Raw genomic sequence first — 17,185 nt, 5'->3', positions numbered from 1 at the left:
TTAACCTCTGACCGCTACAGCGTCAATACGTGAATTCGGGCGGCCGCTGACGGGTGACCTCGGTGGGCCGTGGCCGGGCGCGTGCGTCATGATGGCCGGGTGCATGACGTCCTGAAATATGTCGCCTTCACCAGCACGGCTTCCGGCGGCAACGCCGCCGGAGTGGTCCTGGACGCCCACGGCCTGTCCGACGGCCAGATGCTCGCCATCGCCGCGGACCTCGGCTACTCCGAGAGCGCCTTCCTCTTCCCCGAGGGGGGCCACGCCTACCGGATCCGCTACTTCAGCCCCCTGGCCGAGGTCGCCTTCTGCGGCCACGCCACCATCGCGGCCGCCGTCGCCCTCGGCGAACGCATCGGCCCCGCTGTCGTGGACCTGTTCACCCAGGCCGGCCCGGTCCAGGTGGAGATCACCAAGGGGGACGGCATCACCGCCACGCTGACCAGCCCGCCCTCCTCGACCCGCCCTGCCACCGGCGAGGAGCTGCGACGGGCGCTCGAGGCCCTGCGCTGGTCCGCCGACGACCTCGACCCCGCCTACCCGCCGCACGTGGCCAACGCGGGCAACGACCACCTCGTGCTGGCCGCTGCCACCCGCGAGCGCCTGGCCGACCTCGACTACGACTTCGACGCCCTCGCCGAGCTGATGGCCGAGGGCGGCTGGACCACGGTCCACCTGTTCTGGGCCGAGTCGCGCACCGTCTTCCACGCCCGCGACCCCTTCCCTCCGGGCGGCGTCGTGGAGGACCCGGCCACCGGCGCGGCGGCGGCCGCCTTCACCGGCTACCTCCGCCACCTGGGCCGTCTCGACGACGGGGAGGTGGTCACCATCCACCAGGGCGCCGACATGGGCCGCCCCAGCCTCCTGACCACGACGCCCGTCCCCGGCGACACCCGCGTGAAGGTCTCGGGCGCCGCCGTCCCGATCGGCTGACCCTCGCCCGCCGATCGTCGTGAGGCCGCCCGGCGAGGGCCGGCCGCCGTCAGGCGGCCGGCCTCGCGGGTCAGGCGGCCTCGCGGCGGCGCTGGCAGGTCATGCAGTACCGCGCCAGCGGGCGCACCTTCAGCCGCTCGAACGGGATGGACGCCCCGCAGCCGCCGCACGTGCCGTAGCTCCCCTCGGCCAGGCGGTCCAGGCACTCCCTGGCCTCGGCGATCGCGTGGTCGGCGGCGGCGACGGAGGCGAGCAGGTCCCGCAGGTCCACGTCGCCGTCCGAGGCCGCCTTGAGGTCGGCGAGCTGGGCGACGCGCCAGCGCAGGTGGTCTTCGAGCTCCTCGCGCAGAGTCTGGAGCTGCACGGAGCTGAGTCCTGTGGTCATGTGGTCGGTCCTTCCGAATGGGGGCGGGCGGCGCCGGGCGTACGGCTCCCGCGCCGCCGCGGGGCGCGAAGGCCCCGTCGACGCCGGACATGGCGGCATCGACTCCGTGACGTGGAGAAAGAGAGCCGGGGTACGGCTCAGCCGGCCGCGAGGAGAGACCCGGGCGGCCGGGGTGACATGCGGATCGGCTGGATCGCCGGCGGGCTTCGCGGCCCCGCCGTGCCGTGCGCGCTCTGCCGCGGGCTGCGCGCGGGATTCGGCTCCGGCCAGCCGGCCCGCTGAGAAGGCGGGGGATCGGCGTCACTGCCCTGAGCGGCGTGACGCGGTGGCGGCCACAGGGGCAGCACGTGCTCGCGCACTCCCGCGGCGGCCGGCGGCAGGTTCGACGACTGCGCGATCCACGCGCCGGGCGCCCATGCCTCGTCGGACACGGCGCTCGCCCGCTGCGCGGGGTCGCTGCCGTACCAGGCCGGCGTCGAGCCGACCAGCATGAAGGCGAGCAGCACCAGGCCCACCACCAGGGAGAAGGCGGTGGACCCGCGCGGAACCCGCCACGTGACCATGCAGCCGACCATAGCCCACGCCGCACGCACCCAGAACTCGGGAGAGGGCCCCGCCCACTCGCACGACGAGCACCCCGCTCGCCTTCACGGGGCGAGCGGGGTGCCGGGAAGATCCGACGCGGACGAGCCCTCCCCGCTCAACGCGTGACGCCTGCCTGGCCGGCCGCGTCCGCTTCGGGGGCCAGGATGCGCCAGGCTCCGGGCCGGACCGTCCAGGTGCGGCGGGTGACCGCCGCGCCCAGCTCCCCGTCGGCGTTGACCGGCACGGCCTCGCCCGCGATCGTGATCTCGCCGCCCCGGTAGGTGCGCACGTCAGCGCGTGAACGGTGCTCGCCCCTGCGCAGCAGAAGGGCGAAGCCCAGGCGGGCCGGCAGGCTGACGGCGAAGGAGACGACCACGTCGGCCAGGCCGTCGTCGGGCCGGGCGGCGGGGGTCAGCGGGGTGCCACCGCCGATCGTGGTGCCGTTGCCGATGCCGGCCATCAGGACCCTGCGGCGGCCGTCGGCCACCGGCGTGCCGTCCACGGTGATCCGCAGTCGCCACCCGCGCGCCCGCAGCCCCGCGAGCACCGCGCCGACGGCGTAGGCCGTCCTGCGCAGGAACGGCTTGAGCGGCGTGGCCTGCTCGGAGGCCTGCGCGCCCACCCCGACGTGCACGGCGTTGACCACGATGCCGCCCCTGTCCTCGGTGAGCAGGTCCAGCGCGCGCGTGTGCCCGTCCAGGACCACGCGCGCAGCCTCGTGCGGGTCGAGGGGGATGCCCAGCCCTCTGGCCAGGTCGTTGCCGGTGCCGAGCGGCACCAGCCCGACCGTCCTGTCGCCCAGCTCGCCTCGCGCGGCCAGCGCCGCCACCAGCGCGTGCAGGCTGCCGTCGCCGCCCACCGCCACCGGGACGCGATCGGGGTGCGCCGCCAGCACGCTCGCGAGGTCGTCAGGATCCTCGCTGGTCAGGACGTCGGCTCCCTCCTCGAGGGTGCGCAGTACCGTGCGGAGGGCGTCGTCATCGGCCCCACCGGCGGACGAGTTGCAGATCACCAGCAGCTTCACAACGCTCCTCCCTGCCCCCGAGTGAGTCAGATAATCCAACTGACGCGCATAGGGTGGAGGTCATGAAGAGACCACGCCCGTGCTCGATCGCCGACGCGCTCGCCGTCATCGGCGAGAAGCACTCCTTGCTGGTGCTGCGCGAGGTGTTCTACGGCGTGCGCAGGTTCGACGGCCTCGTGGCCAACATCGGCGCCCCGCGTGACATCCTCGCCGCCCGGCTGCGGCGGCTGGTCGAGGCGGGCGTTCTGGAGAAGGTGCCCTACCAGGAGCATCCCCCTCGCTTCGAGTACCACCTCACCGACGCGGGACGGGAGCTGCGCCCTGTTCTTCTCACCCTGATGCAGTGGGGCGACCGTCACCTGGCCGACGTTCCTCCTGTGGTGTTCGAGCACGCGTGCGGGGCCGAGCTCGAACCCAGAGTCGTCTGCCGCGCGTGCGGCGAGGAACCGACGGAGGGCAGCCTCACCGCCCGCTTCCGCGATCCGGGCTGGACGGCGGCGGGCTCCGCCCCTTCCCCCTGAGAGCGAACGGTTCCCCTTGAGAGGCCGGTTCCCCCCTCAGGGGGAGCGGCCTCCCTTCGGTGGGGGAGGAGCGGGGGCGAGGCGGCTGCGATCTTCGGTGGAGGCCGGGCATCGGCATGACCTCGACACCGAAGGACCTCTCATGAGCGTCAGTGAAGCACCTGTCGGCGCGCAGCCGGGACCGGAGTCCTGGACGCAGAGCTGGCCGAGGTGGGCGCCCTCCGCCGCCGCGACGTGGGGCGCGCTGTACGCGACCGTGCAGCTCACCTGGGCGGTGACGGGCACCACCGTGCCATGGACTCCCGGCACGCCCTACGCCCCCGTGGCCCAGCTCCTGCTGGCCCTGCTCGCCGTCGTCGCGGCGGCGGCCTGTCTGGCCACCGCCAGGCCGCTGACCCGTGCGGGCGCGACGGCGGTGACGACCGTGCTGGCGGTGGCCGTCCCGGTCTTCGTGGCGGGGATGATCAGCCTGCCCCTCCAGTTCGTGACCCTGGTGTCGGGATCGGGGGTGGAGAGCGCCACGGGTCTGGCCCATGTCCTGCTCGACACGGCGGGCGCGGGTCTGCTGGTCCTGACCGCGGCAGGCCATCGCCGCCGCCTGCGCGGACGGTGCGTCCGCTGCGGGCAGGCCCACAGGGGCGTGGGAGCCGGTCCGCTGCTCCATCCCGACGCCTCCACCGCGTCGCGGCGGACGCGGGTGGCGGTCTACGCGCTGATGTGCGGCATCGTGCCGTGGGCGGGGGTCAAGACCGTCTGGACGCTGGGCGGCGACGCGCTCGGAGTCACCGCCGAGGAGTGGGATCGGGCCAACGCCGCCGCGCCGGCCTCGGCCAGGGCGCTGGCCTCGGTGGGGATCGACATCACCGTGCTGGCCGCGCTGCTGGCGATCTTCCTGCTCCTCGGCCTGATGTACCGGTGGGGCATGGTCTTCCCCCGCTGGACGCTGTTCCTCTCGGGCAGGCGCGTCCCCAGGCTGCTGCCGCTTGTCCCCGCCTGGCTGACCGCCGCCAGCCTCTCGGTTTACGGGATCGGGCTCACGGTCTACGCCCCGCTCACCGCCGTCGGCGTGCTGCCGGCGATCGAGCCGTCGGGTGGCTTCACCCGTGCGGGACTGACCTGGATGATCGCCTTCGGCGGGCTGGCCTTCGCCGGGCTGGGCCTCGGTCTCGTGGTCGCCGCCCGCTCCTACGCCTCCCGCACCCACCCTTTCTGCGCCGTCGCGGGCGAGCGGAACCTCTGGACGGCCGCCCGGTGAATCGGGCGATGGACCACGACACCAGCTCGGACGGCTCTTCACGGGACGGATCACGAACACCGCGCACCGCCTGGGCCGGCGCTTCGACGCCGACGAGTGGACGACCGACGTGTTCGCCAGAGGGCAGGGCCGCTGGCCGTGCGTGCTGAGCCACATCACGGCGGCGGCCACCGCGTGACCCCCGGCTCCTGCCGGCGATCACGCGGTGGCCCTGCGTTCACCCGCGCAGGATGAGCCGCGCGGGAGCTATTTCGGCGGAGTCAGGCTCTCGAACGGGGCGCAGTTGTCCGGCCACGCGGGGTTGGCGGCGTACTGGCCGGGTACGGGGTTGATCTTGCAGGAGGTCTGCGCGATCTCCCCGGTCTGGTTGCGCACGGTCACGTGCAGGTCGCCGCCCATGCTCATGACCGCGGCCGACACCGCCACCACGTCGCCGGGGTAGCCCGCCACATCCGACAGGTCATGCCACCTGGGCGTGGTACGCGGGTCGCGGACGAGCGTGCTTCCGTCGCCCGGCGCGGTCACGACGTACTTGTAGTTCTTGTGGAAGGCCGAGTCGATGCTCGCCGCGGAGCCGCTCGAGGAACCCGCGGGACCCCTGTCGCCCTTCTCACCCTTCTCGCCCCGCGGGCCCTGCGGTCCACGAGGGCCGGCAGGGCAGTTGCACGAGCGCTTGTGGCCGCCGTGGTGGCGGGCGTGGCGGCAGTTGCGCCCGTGGCGGCAGCTCAGCAGCGACTTCTCCCCGACGGTGACGGCGACGGCGGCCGCGGGCTGACCGGCCATGGCCTGCGAGCCGACCTCGCTCACCGCCTGTCCGGCGGGCACGAGGAGGGCGCTGGTGAAGAGGGTGGCGAATGCCAGAATGCGAACACGTCCGCCGTGTCGGGAAAGGGTGGTCTCTGTCGTCATTTCTTTCCGTTTTCTGTCGGTCGATCTGAAGAAGCTGTGAATTCGCGACAGGCCGCGACAGTCGGCGATGTACCCAGGGAAAGAAATGGGCAGGCCCGCCCGCCGTCCACGGAAAGGCCAAGAGTTGTTGCTCGAACAGAAAGAGGGGCATGGCGCTGAAAACGGTCTCAATGGCGGCGATGAGGGCATTATGCGAAACCGCTATTTCCAATGATGCGCCGACAAGTGGAATTTCGCGCGGTGAACACGCACATGATGGGAACATCAATGTTCGAGGCGAGGGTGAAGGGCACGGCAGCGGCGGGGCTTAAGGGTAGATCATCTAGCGATGAGGCGAAGGGTGGCGCCGACACCAGCTGGTGGGCGAGCACGTTCGCGTGGCTGGGCGCGAACCCCGCTCGGCCGGCTTGCGGGCGATTCGGTCGAGCCGGCGCAGGGACCGGACGCCGCCACCGGTGGTGGTCACGCAGGGGCGCCGGTGACACCCAGGGCCGGGTGGACGGGGGCGTCGGGCACGCCGGCGGCACGGCGGGCGGAGAACTCCTTGCGGAGTACGGGCACCACCTCCTCGCCCAGGATGTCGAGCTGCTCGAGAACGGTCTTCAGCGGCAGCCCCGCGCCGTCCATGAAGAACAGCTGGCGCTGGTAGTCGCCGAAGTGCTCGCGGAAGGTCAGGGTCCTGTCGATGACCTCCTGCGGGCTGCCGACCGTCAGCGGCGTCTGCTCGGTCATCTCCTCCAGCGAGGGGCCGTGGCCGTACACGGAGGAGTTGTCGAAGTAGGGGCGGAACTCCCGCACCGCCTCCTGCGAGTTCCTGTGCATGTAGACCTGGCCGCCGAGGCCGACGATCGCCTGTTCGGGAGCGCCGTGCCCGTAGTGAGCGTACCGCTCGCGGTAGATGCCGATCAGGCGCTGGAAGTGGTCCTTCGGCCAGTAGATGTGGTTGGCGAAGAACCCGTCGCCGTAGTAGGCCGCCTGCTCGGCGATCTCGGGCGAGCGGATCGAGCCGTGCCACACGAACGGCGGCACCCCGTCGAGCGGGCGCGGCGTGGAGGTGAAGCCCTGCAGCGGCGTGCGGAAGCGGCCCGTCCAGTCGACCGCCTCCTCGCGCCACAGCCTGCGCAGCAGCGCGTAGTTCTCGATGGCCAGGGCGATGCCGTCGCGGATGTCCTTGCCGAACCACGGGTAGACGGGGCCGGTGTTGCCCCTGCCCATCATCAGGTCCACCCGGCCGTCGGCCAGGTGCTGCAGCATCGCGTAGTCCTCGGCGATCTTCACGGGGTCGTTGGTGGTGATCAGCGTCGTGGAGGTGGACAGGATCAGCCGCTCGGTCCTGGCGGCGACGTAGCCGAGCAGGGTCGTCGGCGACGACGGCACGAACGGCGGGTTGTGGTGCTCGCCGGTCGCGAAGACGTCCATGCCCACCTCCTCGGCCTTGATCGCGATGGTGGTCATCGCCTGGATGCGCTCGTACTCGGTCGGCGTGCGCCCGGTGACCGGATCGGCCGCCACGTCGCCGACGGTGAAGACTCCGAACTGCATGGTGGTCGTCCCTTCTGTCAGGCGGAAACGAGCAGCGCCACGATGGCGGGGCCGAAGGCGGTTCCCAGCAGGTAGCACAGGTTGAACAGGCCGATCGCGGCCGCCCTGTGCTCCTCGGGGGCGGCCGCGGTGGCGCGGACCGCCAGCACCCCCTGTCCCGAGGCGGCCGCGATCGAGGCCGCCGCCTGCGCGGCCAGCAGGCCGAACGCCCACCCGGTGAAGGCCGCGGTCAGCGCGGCCGCGAACCCCGCGACGACCAGCACCGCGATGAGCAGGCGCGGTCGCATCCTCGCGGAGGCCGCCACGACGAACCACGACAGGCCGCCGCCGAACAGCAGCGGCCACACCATGGCCACGCCGATCTGCGCGGACGTCCAGGTCGTCAGCTCCGTCAGCCGGGCGGGAAGGGCGTAGATCAGCGCGAAGTTGCCGACGGCCAGGGCGAAGGCGAGCCCCGCCGCGCCGAGGAAGGCGGGCGAGCGCACCAGGACGGCGGGCACGAAGCCGTCAGGCCTGCGCCGCAGGTGCAGCGCGAACGCCGCCGCCACGACGACCGCGGCGATCCCCGCCACCACGGGCTGGTGGGGGACGAACACCAGCGCGGTGACCAGCGCGGTCAGGACCACGGCGCCCGTCGCGTCGAACCGGCCTGGCGAAGGCTCCTGGCGCGCATGACCGAGGACGGCGGGCACCGCCAGCACGGCCACCACCGGCAGCGCGAGCACGACGCGCCACGACAGCAGATCACTGACCAGTGACCCCACGAGTGGCGACACCGAGCCGACCACGGCGAGCGAGGCCGTGGCCATGCCCATCCTGCGAGGGGAGTCGGCCAGGTGCATGGCCAGCCCTGTCAGACCGGCGGCGCCGAGCGCCTGCGCGGCGCTGCCGGCCAGCAGGAGGGGGAAGGAGGGCGCGACGAGCGCGAGAGCCGATCCCACCAGGACGAGCAGACCGCACAGCGCCGCCGTGGCGCGCACCCCGCGGTGGCCGACCAGCCCCGACATCAGCGGCGTTCCCACCGCGATGCCCCAGCCGAACACCGTCACCAGCCAGGTCGCCGTCGCGGGCGAGACGCCGAGGCCGTCGGCGACCTCGCCCAGGATGAGCGCGGGGCCCGCGATGCCGAACGACATCGGCCCTGCCAGCACGGCCAGCGAGAGCGCTGAGAGCCTGGCCTGCCGTACATGGAGGCTCATCGGGCGGCCACCGTCGGGTAGTCGGTGTAGCCGCGGTGGTCGCCGCCGTAGAAGGTGGAGGGATCGGCCTCGTTGTACGGGCCCCCCGCCCTGATGCGCTCGGGCAGGTCGGGATTGGCCAGCCACAGGGTGGCGAGGCTGACCGCGTCGCACAGGCCCTCGCGCAGCACCGCGGTCGCGGCCTCAGGCGTGACCTTCGCCTCCTGGCCCGTCGCGTGCGGGTTGAGGATGAGGGTGCCGGGCCAGGCGGCCCTGACCAGCTTGGTGATCTCCCTGCTGCCGAACTCCATGACGTGCACGTAGGCCAGCTCGTACGGCGCCAGGGCGCGCATCAGCGCAGGGTAGACGTCGGCGGAGTCCCGCTCGTTGATCCCGTTGTTGCCGTTGGCGGGGGAGATGCGCATGCCGACCCGCTCGGGCCCGATCGCGTCGGAGACCGCCTGCGCGACCTCCACCGCGAAGCGGATCCTGTTCTCGACCGAGCCGCCGTAGGCGTCGGAGCGGGCGTTGGCGCTGCCGCACAGGAACTGGTGGAGCAGGTAGCCGTTGGCGGCGTGCAGCTCCACCCCGTCGAACCCGGCCTCCATCGCGTACGTGGCCGCCGTGACGAAGTCCTCCACCGTCGAGGCGATGTCGTCGAGCGTCATCGGGCGGGGCGTGGGATGATCGAGCATGCCGTCATGGGTGTAGATCTGGCCGCCGGAGGCGATCGCCGAGGGAGCCACCGGCAGCGCGCCGTCAGGGTAGAGGCAGGGGTGGCCGACCCGTCCCGAGTGCATCAACTGGACGAAGATCCGGCCGCCGCGCTCGTGGACGGCGTCGGTGACCCTGCGCCACGCCTCGGCCTGCTCGCGCGTGTGCAACCCGGGGGTGTCGATGTAGCCCTGGCCGATCACCGAGGGCTGGGTGCCCTCCGTGATGATCAACCCGGCGCCGGCCCGCTGCGCGTAGTACCCGGCCGTCAGATCCGTCACCAGTCCGCCGACGGCGCGGCTGCGCGTCATCGGCGCCATCACCAGGCGGTTGGGAAGGTCCAGCTTGCCCAGGGTGACCTGCTCGAATAGTTCGTTCATGCCGACGAACGTACGAGCGGGGAATGTTTCGCCGCATCAGTAGGATCTACTGGTCATAGGTACTTGGAGGTGTCGTGCTCTACGGGCGGTCCACTGAACAGGCCGAGCTCGAAGGCCTGATCACCTCGGCGCGGCAGGGGCACAGCGGCGCCCTCGTGGTGCGCGGCGAGGCGGGCATCGGCAAGACCGCGCTGCTCGACTGGGCGGCGGGCGGCGCGGCAGCGCTCGGCCTGCGCGTGCTGCGCGTGACGGGCATCGAACCCGAGGCCGACCTCGCCTTCGGCGCGCTGACGCAGCTGCTGTGGCCGCTGCAGGACCGCCTCGACGCGCTGCCGGACCCGCAGGCCGCCGCGCTCAAGGCGGTGCTCGGAGCCGACCTCGCACGCGGGCAGGACCGCTTCCTCACCGGGCTCGCCGTCCTCACCCTCCTGGCCGACCTGGCGGAGGAGGGCCCCGTGCTGTGCCTGGTCGACGACGCCCAGTGGCTCGACGACGCCAGCGCCGAGCCCCTGCTGTTCGCCGCGAGACGGCTGGCCGCCGAGGGCGTGGCAATGGTCTTCGCCACGAGGGAGGACGGCTTCGCCGCGCCAGGCCTGACCGAGCTGCGCCCCTCCAGGCTCGACGGCGGGAGCGCGACCAGCCTGCTGGCCGAGCTCGAGGTCGCGCCGGTCCTGCGCGAGGAGGTCATCGCCGAGTCGGGGGGCAACCCGCTGGCGCTGATCGAGTTCGCCGCGGCCAGGCGCGGCCAGGCGGGGCGGCAGCCGCACCTGCAGGTGGCCGACAGGGTGCTCTCGTCGTTCAGGGCGCAGATCGGCCGCCTGCCCGAGCGGACCAGGCTGATGGCGCTGATCGCGGCCGCCGAGGGCAGGGGAGACCTGCCGCTCCAGCTGGAGGCGGCACAGACGCTCGGCGTCGGCCTCGACGACCTCGAGGAGGCCGAAAGGGCGGGGCTGATGCAGGTGAGCGAGTCGGGGGTGGCCTTCAGGCACCCGCTGGTCGCCACCGCCGCCTACCAGGGCGCGGCGCTGGCCAGGCGCGTGGCCGTGCACAGGGCTCTGGCCGAGGTCGCCAAGAGCCCCGACTGCAGGGCGCACCACCTGCCCGCCGCGACGATGGAGCCCGACGCCGGTGTGGCGGCCGAGCTGGCCGCCGCGGCCGAGCGAGCGGCCTCCCGTACCGCCTACGCCGCCGCCGCCCGTCTGTACGAGCAGGCCGCCAGGCTCGGCACCGACGTGCGGCAGCAGGTCGGCTGGCTGTCCAGAGCGGCGGCCTGCGCGCTGTCGGGCGGGCATCCCGACCAGGCGGCCGTCCTCGCCGAGAGAGCCGAGAGCCTCATCGAGCCCGGCCTTCCCGACGCGGAGCTCACCATGGCGCGCGCGGCGGCGATGTTCGAGCTCGGCCAGGAGGAGCAGGCCGTCCACCTGCTCCAGGAACGCGCCGACCTGGCCGATCCGTGTCAGGGCGCCGCCATGCTGCGCACCGGCGCGACCTACGCCTGGTTCACCGGAGACGAGGGCGCGGTCTCAGCCGCGGCCAGAAAGCTGGCCGCGCTCGGCACGCCCGACCCCATGGCCGAGGGCCTGTCCCACCTCATGCGCGCCGACTACGCGCGCGGCCTGCCGCTGCTGGTGGAGTTCCTGTCCACCTCCTCCGACACCGAACGCGCCCTCTACACCGGAATGATCATCGGGGACGACGCCACCACCATGGCGCTGGCCGCAGCCGAGGTGGCGCGCTGCCGCGAGAACGGCCTCATCGGCGCGTTGCCCCAGGTCCTGCAGGTCCTGGCCCAGACCCAGGTGTGGGCGGGCCTGCACCGCGACGCCGAGGCCTCGGTCGCCGAGGCCGTCGGGATCGCCTGCGACAGCGGCCTGCAGCAGCGCATCGCGTGGATCAACGGGGTCCGCGCCAGGATCGCCGCGATCGAGGGGGACGAGGACCGCTGCCGCCGGCTGGTAGGCGAGGCGCCCGGCGCCTACCGGGCGACAGGCGAGGCGGTGCTGAGCCTGCTGGAGCTGTCGCTGGGTGACCACGAGTCCGCTCTGGACCGTCTGGAGGCCGCCTGGTCGGGGCCGGGGCGCAACGCCGCGGTGCTGCTGTCCTCCGCCCCCGACCAGATCGAGGCCGCCGTACGGCTGGCGCAGCCGCACAGGGCGCAGGAGCCGCTGCGCCGCCTGGTGGCATGGGCGGACGCCTCCCGGCAGCCATGGGCCCAGGCCGTGGCCCTGCGCTGCCGGGCGCTGACGAGCGACGACGAGAGCCTCTACCTGGAGGCGCTCCGCCTGCACGCCCAGGGCGGCCGTCCCTTCGAGCACGCCCGCACCCAGCTGCTCCACGGCGAGTGGCTGCGCCGCGCCCGCCGTCCCGGCGACGCCCGCGCCCCGCTGCACGCGGCCATGGAGACCTTCGCCCGGCTGGGCGCCGCCCCGTGGGTCGAGCGCGCCAGATCCGAGCTGCACGCCACGGGGGAGACACCGAGGGCCGCCCACCCCGCTCCCGTCGCGGAGCTCACCCCGCAGGAGCTGCACGTCGTACGGCTGGCCGCCACGGGACACAGCAGCCGCGAGATCGCCGCCCAGCTCTTCCTCAGCCCCCGCACGGTCGAGTACCACCTGTACAAGGCCTATCCCAAGCTGGGCGTCAGCTCCCGCCGCGAGCTCAGCCGGCTGAACCTCGCCTGACGGCCCCCGAGGGCTCGAGCGGCCGCTCCCTCTCCAGCGCCACCCCGCCGGCGCCGACCCGCCGCAGGGCGGTGATCGCGACGAGCGCGGCGGCGGCGGCGAACACCGCGCACACGACCGCGACGGTGTTCAGCCCGCTGGTGTAGGCGGCCCTGGCGGCGGCCAGGACCTCCGCGGGAAGCCGCCCCGCCAGCGCCAGCGCGCCCTCGAGGTTGTCGCGGGCGACGTCGAAGGAGGCCCCGGCGGGGATGACGACCTTCTCGCGGTAGACGGCGGCGCCGAGGCTGCCGAGGGCGGCGATGCCTGCCGCGACACCGAGGTGGCCGCTGGTCTCCTGCAGCGAGGCCGCCGACCCGCCCTGCTCGGGAGGGGCCGAGTTGACCACCAGGTGGGTGCCCAGCGCCCCGATGGGGCCGGTGCCGAAGAAGCTGACCACGAATCCGGTGACCAGCAACGGCAGCCCGCCGACGGGACCGGCGAAGGCGATCACCACGTAACCGGCCGCCGCGATGGCCAGTCCCGCGCTGATGACCGTACCCATCGAGAAGCGCCTGGCCAGGGTGGGCGCCAGCTGCGCCGAGACGATGGAGGCGATCGCCGACGGCACCATCCACAGGCCGGCCCGCGCGGGGGAGAGCCCTTCGACCATCTGGAGGAAGCCAGTGACGAACAGGTAGCTGCCCGACATGGCGACCATGATGAGCGTGGAGATCAGCAGCGAGGCGGTGAAGGCGGGGGAGCGGAACAGGCGGACGTCCAGCACCGGATGGGCCAGCCCGCGCTGCCTGGCCACGAACACCGCGCCGACGGCCAGCCCGGCCAGCGCGGTCAGGATCGGCAGCGGCTGCCAGCCGTACCGGGTGATCTCCTTGAGCCCGTAGACGAACGGCAGGACGGCGCCCAGCGAGAGGGCCACGCTGAACAGGTCGAGCCTGCCGGCCGCCGGGTCGCGGTACTCAGGCAGCAGGAAAGGGGCTGTCACCAGCAGGACCAGCATCACGGGCACGCCCAGGAGGAACACCGAGCCCCACCAGAAGAACTCGAGCAGCACCCCGCCGACCACCGGGCCGAGCGCGGTGCCGGCCATGAAGCAGCCTGCCCACAGCGCGATGGCCCTGCCGCGCTGCCCGGGGTCCTGGAACATGTTGCTGATCAGGGCCAGCGTGGACGGCATGAGCGTGGCCGCGGCGACCCCGAGCAGCGCCCGGCTGACGATGAGCATCTCGGCGCTCGTGGAGTAGGCGGCCAGCAAGGAGGTGACGCCGACCCCGACGGCGCCGATCATCAGCAGTCTCCTGCGGCCGATCCTGTCTCCGAGCGTGCCCATGGTGACCAGGAAACCGGCCATCATGAACCCGTAGACGTCCATGATCCACAAGGTCTGCGTGCCGCTGGGCCGCAGCGTCTCGGCCAGGGGCGGCAGCGCCAGGAACAGCACGCTCTGGTCGAGGGACAGCAGCAGGGTGGGCAGGGCCAGCACGGCCAGCCCGGTCCACTCCCTGCTTCCCGCTCTCTTCGATGACATGGGGCTCCTTCCATAGAGGGCTCCAGCGTCGCCGGGAGCGCTGTGGATGTTCTCCCGGACTTCTCCCGGTCCTCTGCCGCCCACCCGGGCCAGGCCTGAGGGGCGCGATGGGCTACCGTGACCGCATGCGTTTCGGGGTGCTCGGCCCGCTGGGGGTGTGGACGGAGGACGGGCGAGCGGTCAGGGTTCCCGAGCTCAAGGTCCGCGCCCTGCTGGCCGACCTGCTCGTGCACAGGGGACGGCCGGTGCCGGCCGACAGGCTGATCGACGACGTGTGGGGCGCGAAGCCGCCGAACAACCCGACCGGCGCGCTGCAGAGCAAGATCTGGCAGCTGCGCCGGGTGCTGGAGGAGGCCGAGCCCGGCGGCAGGGAGCTGATCGTCTCCCGCCCGGCCGGATACCAGCTGCGCGTCGAGCCCGGCGCGGTCGACGAGGCCCGCTTCCAGGAGCTGACGGCTCGGGCGCGGGCGAGCGAGCATCAGGGAGAGCGCGCCGCCCTGCTGGCCGACGCCCTCGCGGTGTGGCGCGGCCCCGCCTTCGCCGACTTCGCCGACGAGGAGTTCACCAGGGCGGCGACGGCGCGGCTGGAGGAGCAGCGGCTGACCGCGCTGGAGGAGCAGGCCGAGGCGCGGCTGCGGCTGGGCGAGCACGCGCTGCTGGCCGACGAGCTCGGCGACCTGGTCGCCGTCCACCCGCTGCGCGAGCGGCTGCGCGCCGCGCACGTGCGCGCGCTCTACCTAGCGGGACGCCAGAGCGCCGCCCTGAGCAGCTACGCCGAGCTGCGCGAGCTGCTGGCCGAGAGCCTCGGCCTGGATCCCACCCCCGAGCTGGCCGCGCTGCACCAGGCGATCCTGACCCAGGACCCCGCGCTGACCGCCGCGCCCGCTCCCGCCACGACCTCCGTCCGCCCGGTGACGAACGTGCCGAGCCCGCTCACCGACCTGATCGGCAGGGCCGAGGCGGTCGGCGAGCTGCGCGCCCTGCTGGAGAGCGCCAGACTGGTCACCCTCACCGGCGCGGGAGGGGTCGGCAAGACCCGGCTCGCCCTTGCGGTCGCCGCGCAGGCCGGCGACGCCTTCCCCGGCGGAGTACGGCTGGTCGAGTTCGCCGCGCTGCCCCCGTCGCGAGGCTCACGCGCCTGCGCCGAGGTGCACCAGGCGGTCGGCGGCGTCCTCGGCGTGCGCGACGACGTGAGCGGGCCGCTGTCGCCGGTCGACCGGATCGTCCACGCGCTGGGCGACAGGCCCGCCCTGCTGGTCTTCGACAACTGCGAGCACGTGGTCGAACCGGTCGCCGAGCTGGCCGAGCACCTGCTCAAGGCGGCGCCCCTGCTGAAGATCCTCGCGACGGGCCAGGAGCATCTCGGCATCACGGGAGAGCACGTGCGGCCGGTGCCTCCCCTGCTGCTGCCCGCCCCCGGGGCCGGCCTCGGCCCAGAGGAGGCGCGCCGCTTCAGCGCGGTGGAGCTGTTCGTGGCGAGGGCGAGCGCCGCGGCCCCCTCCTTCACCCTCGACGAGAGCACCGTCGAGGCGGTCGTGTCGATCTGCGAACGCCTGGACGGCATCCCCCTCGCGCTGGAGATGGCCGCCACCAGGGTCAGGGCGCTGGGCGTGCACGAGGTGGCGGCCCGACTCGACGACCGGTTCCGGCTGCTGGCCGCAGGAGCGCGCGGGGCCCCTGAACGGCAGCGGACCCTGCGCGCGGTGATCGACTGGTCCTGGTCGCTGCTCGGCGACCAGGAGCGCGCGGTGCTGAGACGGCTGGCCGTGCACGCCGGCGGCTGCACGCTGGCCGCCGCCGAGGAGGTCTGCGCCGCGGGCGACCTGGATCCCGCGACGGTCGTCGATCTACTCGCCCGCCTGGTCGACTGCTCGCTGGTCGTCGTCTCCGACGACCAGGACGGTCCCCGCTACCGGCTGCTCGAGTCGGTCACGGCCTACTGCGTCGAACGCCTCAGCGAGGCGGGCGAACTCGAAGCTCTCAGGCGAGGGCACCGCGAGTACTACACGCGCATGGCCGAACGCGCGGAGCCGCACCTGAGGGGCCACGGCCAGCGGCAGTGGCTGCGGCGGCTGGACCTCGAGAGCGCCAACCTGCGCGCCGCCCTGGAGAGCGCGGCGCGCTCCGGCGCGGGCGATCTGGCTCTGCGCCTGGTCAACGCGCTGACCTGGTACTGGTACCTGCGCGGCAGGATCAGCGAGGCCGAGCGGTTGCTGGCCATGGCGCTGTCGGCGGGGCAGGGCGGCTCGGACGCCGAGGTGGCCAAGGCCACGGCCTGGCTGGGCGGCATCAGGCTGCTGCTCGGCGGCGGCGCGGCCCACTTCGCCGCCCACTTCGCCGCGCTGCAGCCGTACGAGCGGGTCGACGATCCCGGCGGGCGCGCCAGGATGGAGTGGTTCCTCGGATCGCACACCTACGGCATCGGCGACCCGTCCAGGAGCGCGGACCTCATCGACCGCGCGCTGGCGACCTTCGGCTCGCTCGGCGACCGCTGGGGCACCGCCGCCGCCCTGAGCAGCAGGAGCTTCCACGCCAAGCTGCGCGGCGACTTCGGCGCGGTACGGCAGGACAGCGAGCGCAGCCTCGAGCTGTTCAGGGACCTCGGCGACCAGTGGGGCCAGATCCAGGCCATGACGCCGCTGGCCACCGAGGCCGAGGTCCTGGGCGACTACGAGCGCGCCGCGAGGCTCCACCGCGACGGACTGCGGATGGCCGAGGACCTCGGTCTCTGGCGGGAGGTGTCCTTCAAGCTGGCGGGGCTGGGCAGGATCGCCCTGCTGATGCGGGACTACCCGAAGGCCAGGCAGTTCCACGAGCGCGCGCGGCGGCTGGCCGTCGAGCAGTCGGACACCTTCGGCGAGCAGTTCGCCGAGATCGGGCTCGGCATGGGGGCGCGCAGGGAGGGTGACCTCGACACCGCGCAGGCGCATCTGCGCAGCGTTCTCGACCTGCACCGCCGGATGGGCTACGAGCCGGGTCTGCCCGCGCTGATCCTGGCCGAGCTGGGTTTCATCGCCGAGCACAGGGGCCAGGCCGACACCGCCACGGCCCTGCAGCTGGACGGCTTCGCCGCCGCCGAGGCGACGGGCGATCCGCGGGCGGTCGCGCTGGCGCTGGAGGGGCTGGCGGGGGCCCGGCTGCTGGCGGGCCGTCCTGTCCACGCCGCCAGGCTGTTGGGGGCCGCCGCGGCGGCCAGGCGGTCGGTGGGCGTGCCACTGCCGCAGGGCGAGCGGCTGGACGTCGACAGGATCGCCGCGGGAGCCGTCGAGGCCATCGGCGAGACGCGGTTCGCCGCGGAGTTCGCCGTCGGTGGCGGACTCCTCCCCGCCGACGCTATTAAGTGATGAAATAGGACAATATATGAAGAATAGTGTGGCCGACGGGGAAAGGTGGCGTCGTGGGCGGCTAATTCGGACTTGAAGTACCTTTGCCTGCAAATGGCGAGAAACCACGGGTTTTCTATCGAGTCGAGGGGTATCTCCTGCGTGCCGCTGCCGTTGTGGCGCGGTAGTGAATTGGATTCTTCGGAAACCTCGACGTCAGATGGAAGCAA

13 protein-coding genes are annotated in these 17,185 nt (G+C 73.1%); 5 read left to right on the top strand and 8 right to left on the bottom strand.

Annotated elements, in window-relative coordinates; genetic code table 11:
- The first annotated feature begins 99 nt into the window (after positions 1-99).
- Positions 100-933, top strand: coding sequence for a PhzF family phenazine biosynthesis protein (locus tag ABFX50_RS25590; protein WP_346149884.1), 834 nt, complete (start codon positions 100-102; stop codon positions 931-933).
- Between the two features lie 70 nt (positions 934-1,003).
- Here ABFX50_RS25590 and ABFX50_RS25585 read toward each other — a convergent pair whose 3' ends face one another.
- The 3 genes from ABFX50_RS25585 to ABFX50_RS25575 form a co-directional block, all read right to left on the bottom strand.
- Positions 1,004-1,318, bottom strand: coding sequence for a TraR/DksA family transcriptional regulator (locus ABFX50_RS25585; RefSeq protein WP_346149883.1), 315 nt, complete (start codon positions 1,316-1,318; stop codon positions 1,004-1,006).
- A 137-nt stretch (positions 1,319-1,455) separates the two neighbouring features.
- Complete coding sequence (locus tag ABFX50_RS25580; protein WP_346149882.1) at positions 1,456-1,881, bottom strand: hypothetical protein; 426 nt, start codon at positions 1,879-1,881, stop codon at positions 1,456-1,458.
- Between the two features lie 137 nt (positions 1,882-2,018).
- Complete coding sequence (locus ABFX50_RS25575; RefSeq protein ID WP_346149881.1) at positions 2,019-2,927, bottom strand: diacylglycerol/lipid kinase family protein; 909 nt, start codon at positions 2,925-2,927, stop codon at positions 2,019-2,021.
- 62 nt (positions 2,928-2,989) lie between these two features.
- Here ABFX50_RS25575 and ABFX50_RS25570 point away from each other — a divergent pair, with 62 nt between their 5' ends.
- Both ABFX50_RS25570 and ABFX50_RS25565 read left to right on the top strand, forming a co-directional pair.
- Entirely contained in the window at positions 2,990-3,448 is a 459-nt protein-coding gene (locus ABFX50_RS25570) for a winged helix-turn-helix transcriptional regulator (protein ID WP_346149880.1), read from the top strand.
- Between the two features lie 142 nt (positions 3,449-3,590).
- Complete coding sequence (locus tag ABFX50_RS25565; protein ID WP_346149879.1) at positions 3,591-4,703, top strand: hypothetical protein; 1,113 nt, start codon at positions 3,591-3,593, stop codon at positions 4,701-4,703.
- 246 nt (positions 4,704-4,949) lie between these two features.
- Here the strand turns inward: ABFX50_RS25565 and ABFX50_RS25560 are convergent, their stop codons facing one another.
- The 4 genes from ABFX50_RS25560 to ABFX50_RS25545 all read right to left on the bottom strand — a co-directional run bounded on the left by ABFX50_RS25560 (position 4,950) and on the right by ABFX50_RS25545 (position 9,426).
- A complete protein-coding gene (locus ABFX50_RS25560; RefSeq protein WP_346149878.1) occupies positions 4,950-5,612 on the bottom strand; it encodes a hypothetical protein in 663 nt (220 codons plus the stop codon).
- A 462-nt stretch (positions 5,613-6,074) separates the two neighbouring features.
- The gene (locus ABFX50_RS25555) at positions 6,075-7,154 is read right to left on the bottom strand and encodes an LLM class flavin-dependent oxidoreductase (protein WP_346149877.1); all 1,080 of its coding nucleotides are present in this window, start codon (positions 7,152-7,154) and stop codon (positions 6,075-6,077) included.
- A gap of 17 nt (positions 7,155-7,171) precedes the next feature.
- Positions 7,172-8,353 carry an MFS transporter gene (locus tag ABFX50_RS25550; RefSeq protein WP_346149876.1) on the bottom strand — a complete coding sequence of 394 codons (1,182 nt, stop codon included), beginning with the start codon at positions 8,351-8,353 and terminating at the stop codon, positions 7,172-7,174.
- A complete protein-coding gene (locus ABFX50_RS25545) occupies positions 8,350-9,426 on the bottom strand; it encodes an alkene reductase (RefSeq protein WP_346149875.1) in 1,077 nt (358 codons plus the stop codon). The genes ABFX50_RS25550 and ABFX50_RS25545 overlap by 4 nt, the downstream gene beginning before the upstream one ends.
- Positions 9,427-9,500: 74 nt before the next feature.
- On the opposite strand from ABFX50_RS25545, the gene ABFX50_RS25540 reads away from it, so the two are divergent.
- Complete coding sequence (locus ABFX50_RS25540; RefSeq protein ID WP_346149874.1) at positions 9,501-12,107, top strand: ATP-binding protein; 2,607 nt, start codon at positions 9,501-9,503, stop codon at positions 12,105-12,107.
- Here the strand turns inward: ABFX50_RS25540 and ABFX50_RS25535 are convergent.
- A complete protein-coding gene (locus ABFX50_RS25535; protein WP_346149873.1) occupies positions 12,085-13,632 on the bottom strand; it encodes an MFS transporter in 1,548 nt (515 codons plus the stop codon). The two genes, ABFX50_RS25540 and ABFX50_RS25535, sit on opposite strands and share 23 nt — an antisense overlap.
- A 125-nt stretch (positions 13,633-13,757) precedes the next feature.
- On the opposite strand from ABFX50_RS25535, the gene ABFX50_RS25530 reads away from it, so the two are divergent.
- Positions 13,758-16,976, top strand: a complete 3,219-nt coding sequence (locus ABFX50_RS25530; protein WP_346149872.1) for an AfsR/SARP family transcriptional regulator — start codon at positions 13,758-13,760, stop codon at positions 16,974-16,976.
- Positions 16,977-17,185: the final 209 nt, after the last annotated feature.

Origin of the sequence: Nonomuraea recticatena (genome assembly GCF_039533245.1) — a bacterium.
In the GTDB taxonomy this organism is placed as follows: Bacteria; Actinomycetota; Actinomycetes; order Streptosporangiales; family Streptosporangiaceae; genus Nonomuraea; species Nonomuraea roseola.
Note: the sequence above shows the minus strand (reverse complement) of the source record. Positions and strands in the feature narration are given on the sequence as shown.

Excerpts from the sequence above, each read along its gene's own strand:
- ABFX50_RS25535 (WP_346149873.1), bottom strand. The coding sequence starts at position 13,632 with ATGTCATCGAAGAGAGCGGGAAGCAGGGAGTGGACCGGGCTGGCCGTG.
- ABFX50_RS25530 (WP_346149872.1), top strand. The coding sequence starts at position 13,758 with ATGCGTTTCGGGGTGCTCGGCCCGCTGGGGGTGTGGACGGAGGACGGG.
- ABFX50_RS25565 (WP_346149879.1), top strand. The coding sequence starts at position 3,591 with ATGAGCGTCAGTGAAGCACCTGTCGGCGCGCAGCCGGGACCGGAGTCC.
- ABFX50_RS25585 (WP_346149883.1), bottom strand. The coding sequence starts at position 1,318 with ATGACCACAGGACTCAGCTCCGTGCAGCTCCAGACTCTGCGCGAGGAG.
- ABFX50_RS25555 (WP_346149877.1), bottom strand. The coding sequence starts at position 7,154 with ATGCAGTTCGGAGTCTTCACCGTCGGCGACGTGGCGGCCGATCCGGTC.
- ABFX50_RS25580 (WP_346149882.1), bottom strand. The coding sequence starts at position 1,881 with ATGGTCACGTGGCGGGTTCCGCGCGGGTCCACCGCCTTCTCCCTGGTG.
- ABFX50_RS25550 (WP_346149876.1), bottom strand. The coding sequence starts at position 8,353 with ATGAGCCTCCATGTACGGCAGGCCAGGCTCTCAGCGCTCTCGCTGGCC.
- ABFX50_RS25570 (WP_346149880.1), top strand. The coding sequence starts at position 2,990 with ATGAAGAGACCACGCCCGTGCTCGATCGCCGACGCGCTCGCCGTCATC.
- ABFX50_RS25560 (WP_346149878.1), bottom strand. The coding sequence starts at position 5,612 with ATGACGACAGAGACCACCCTTTCCCGACACGGCGGACGTGTTCGCATT.
- ABFX50_RS25545 (WP_346149875.1), bottom strand. The coding sequence starts at position 9,426 with ATGAACGAACTATTCGAGCAGGTCACCCTGGGCAAGCTGGACCTTCCC.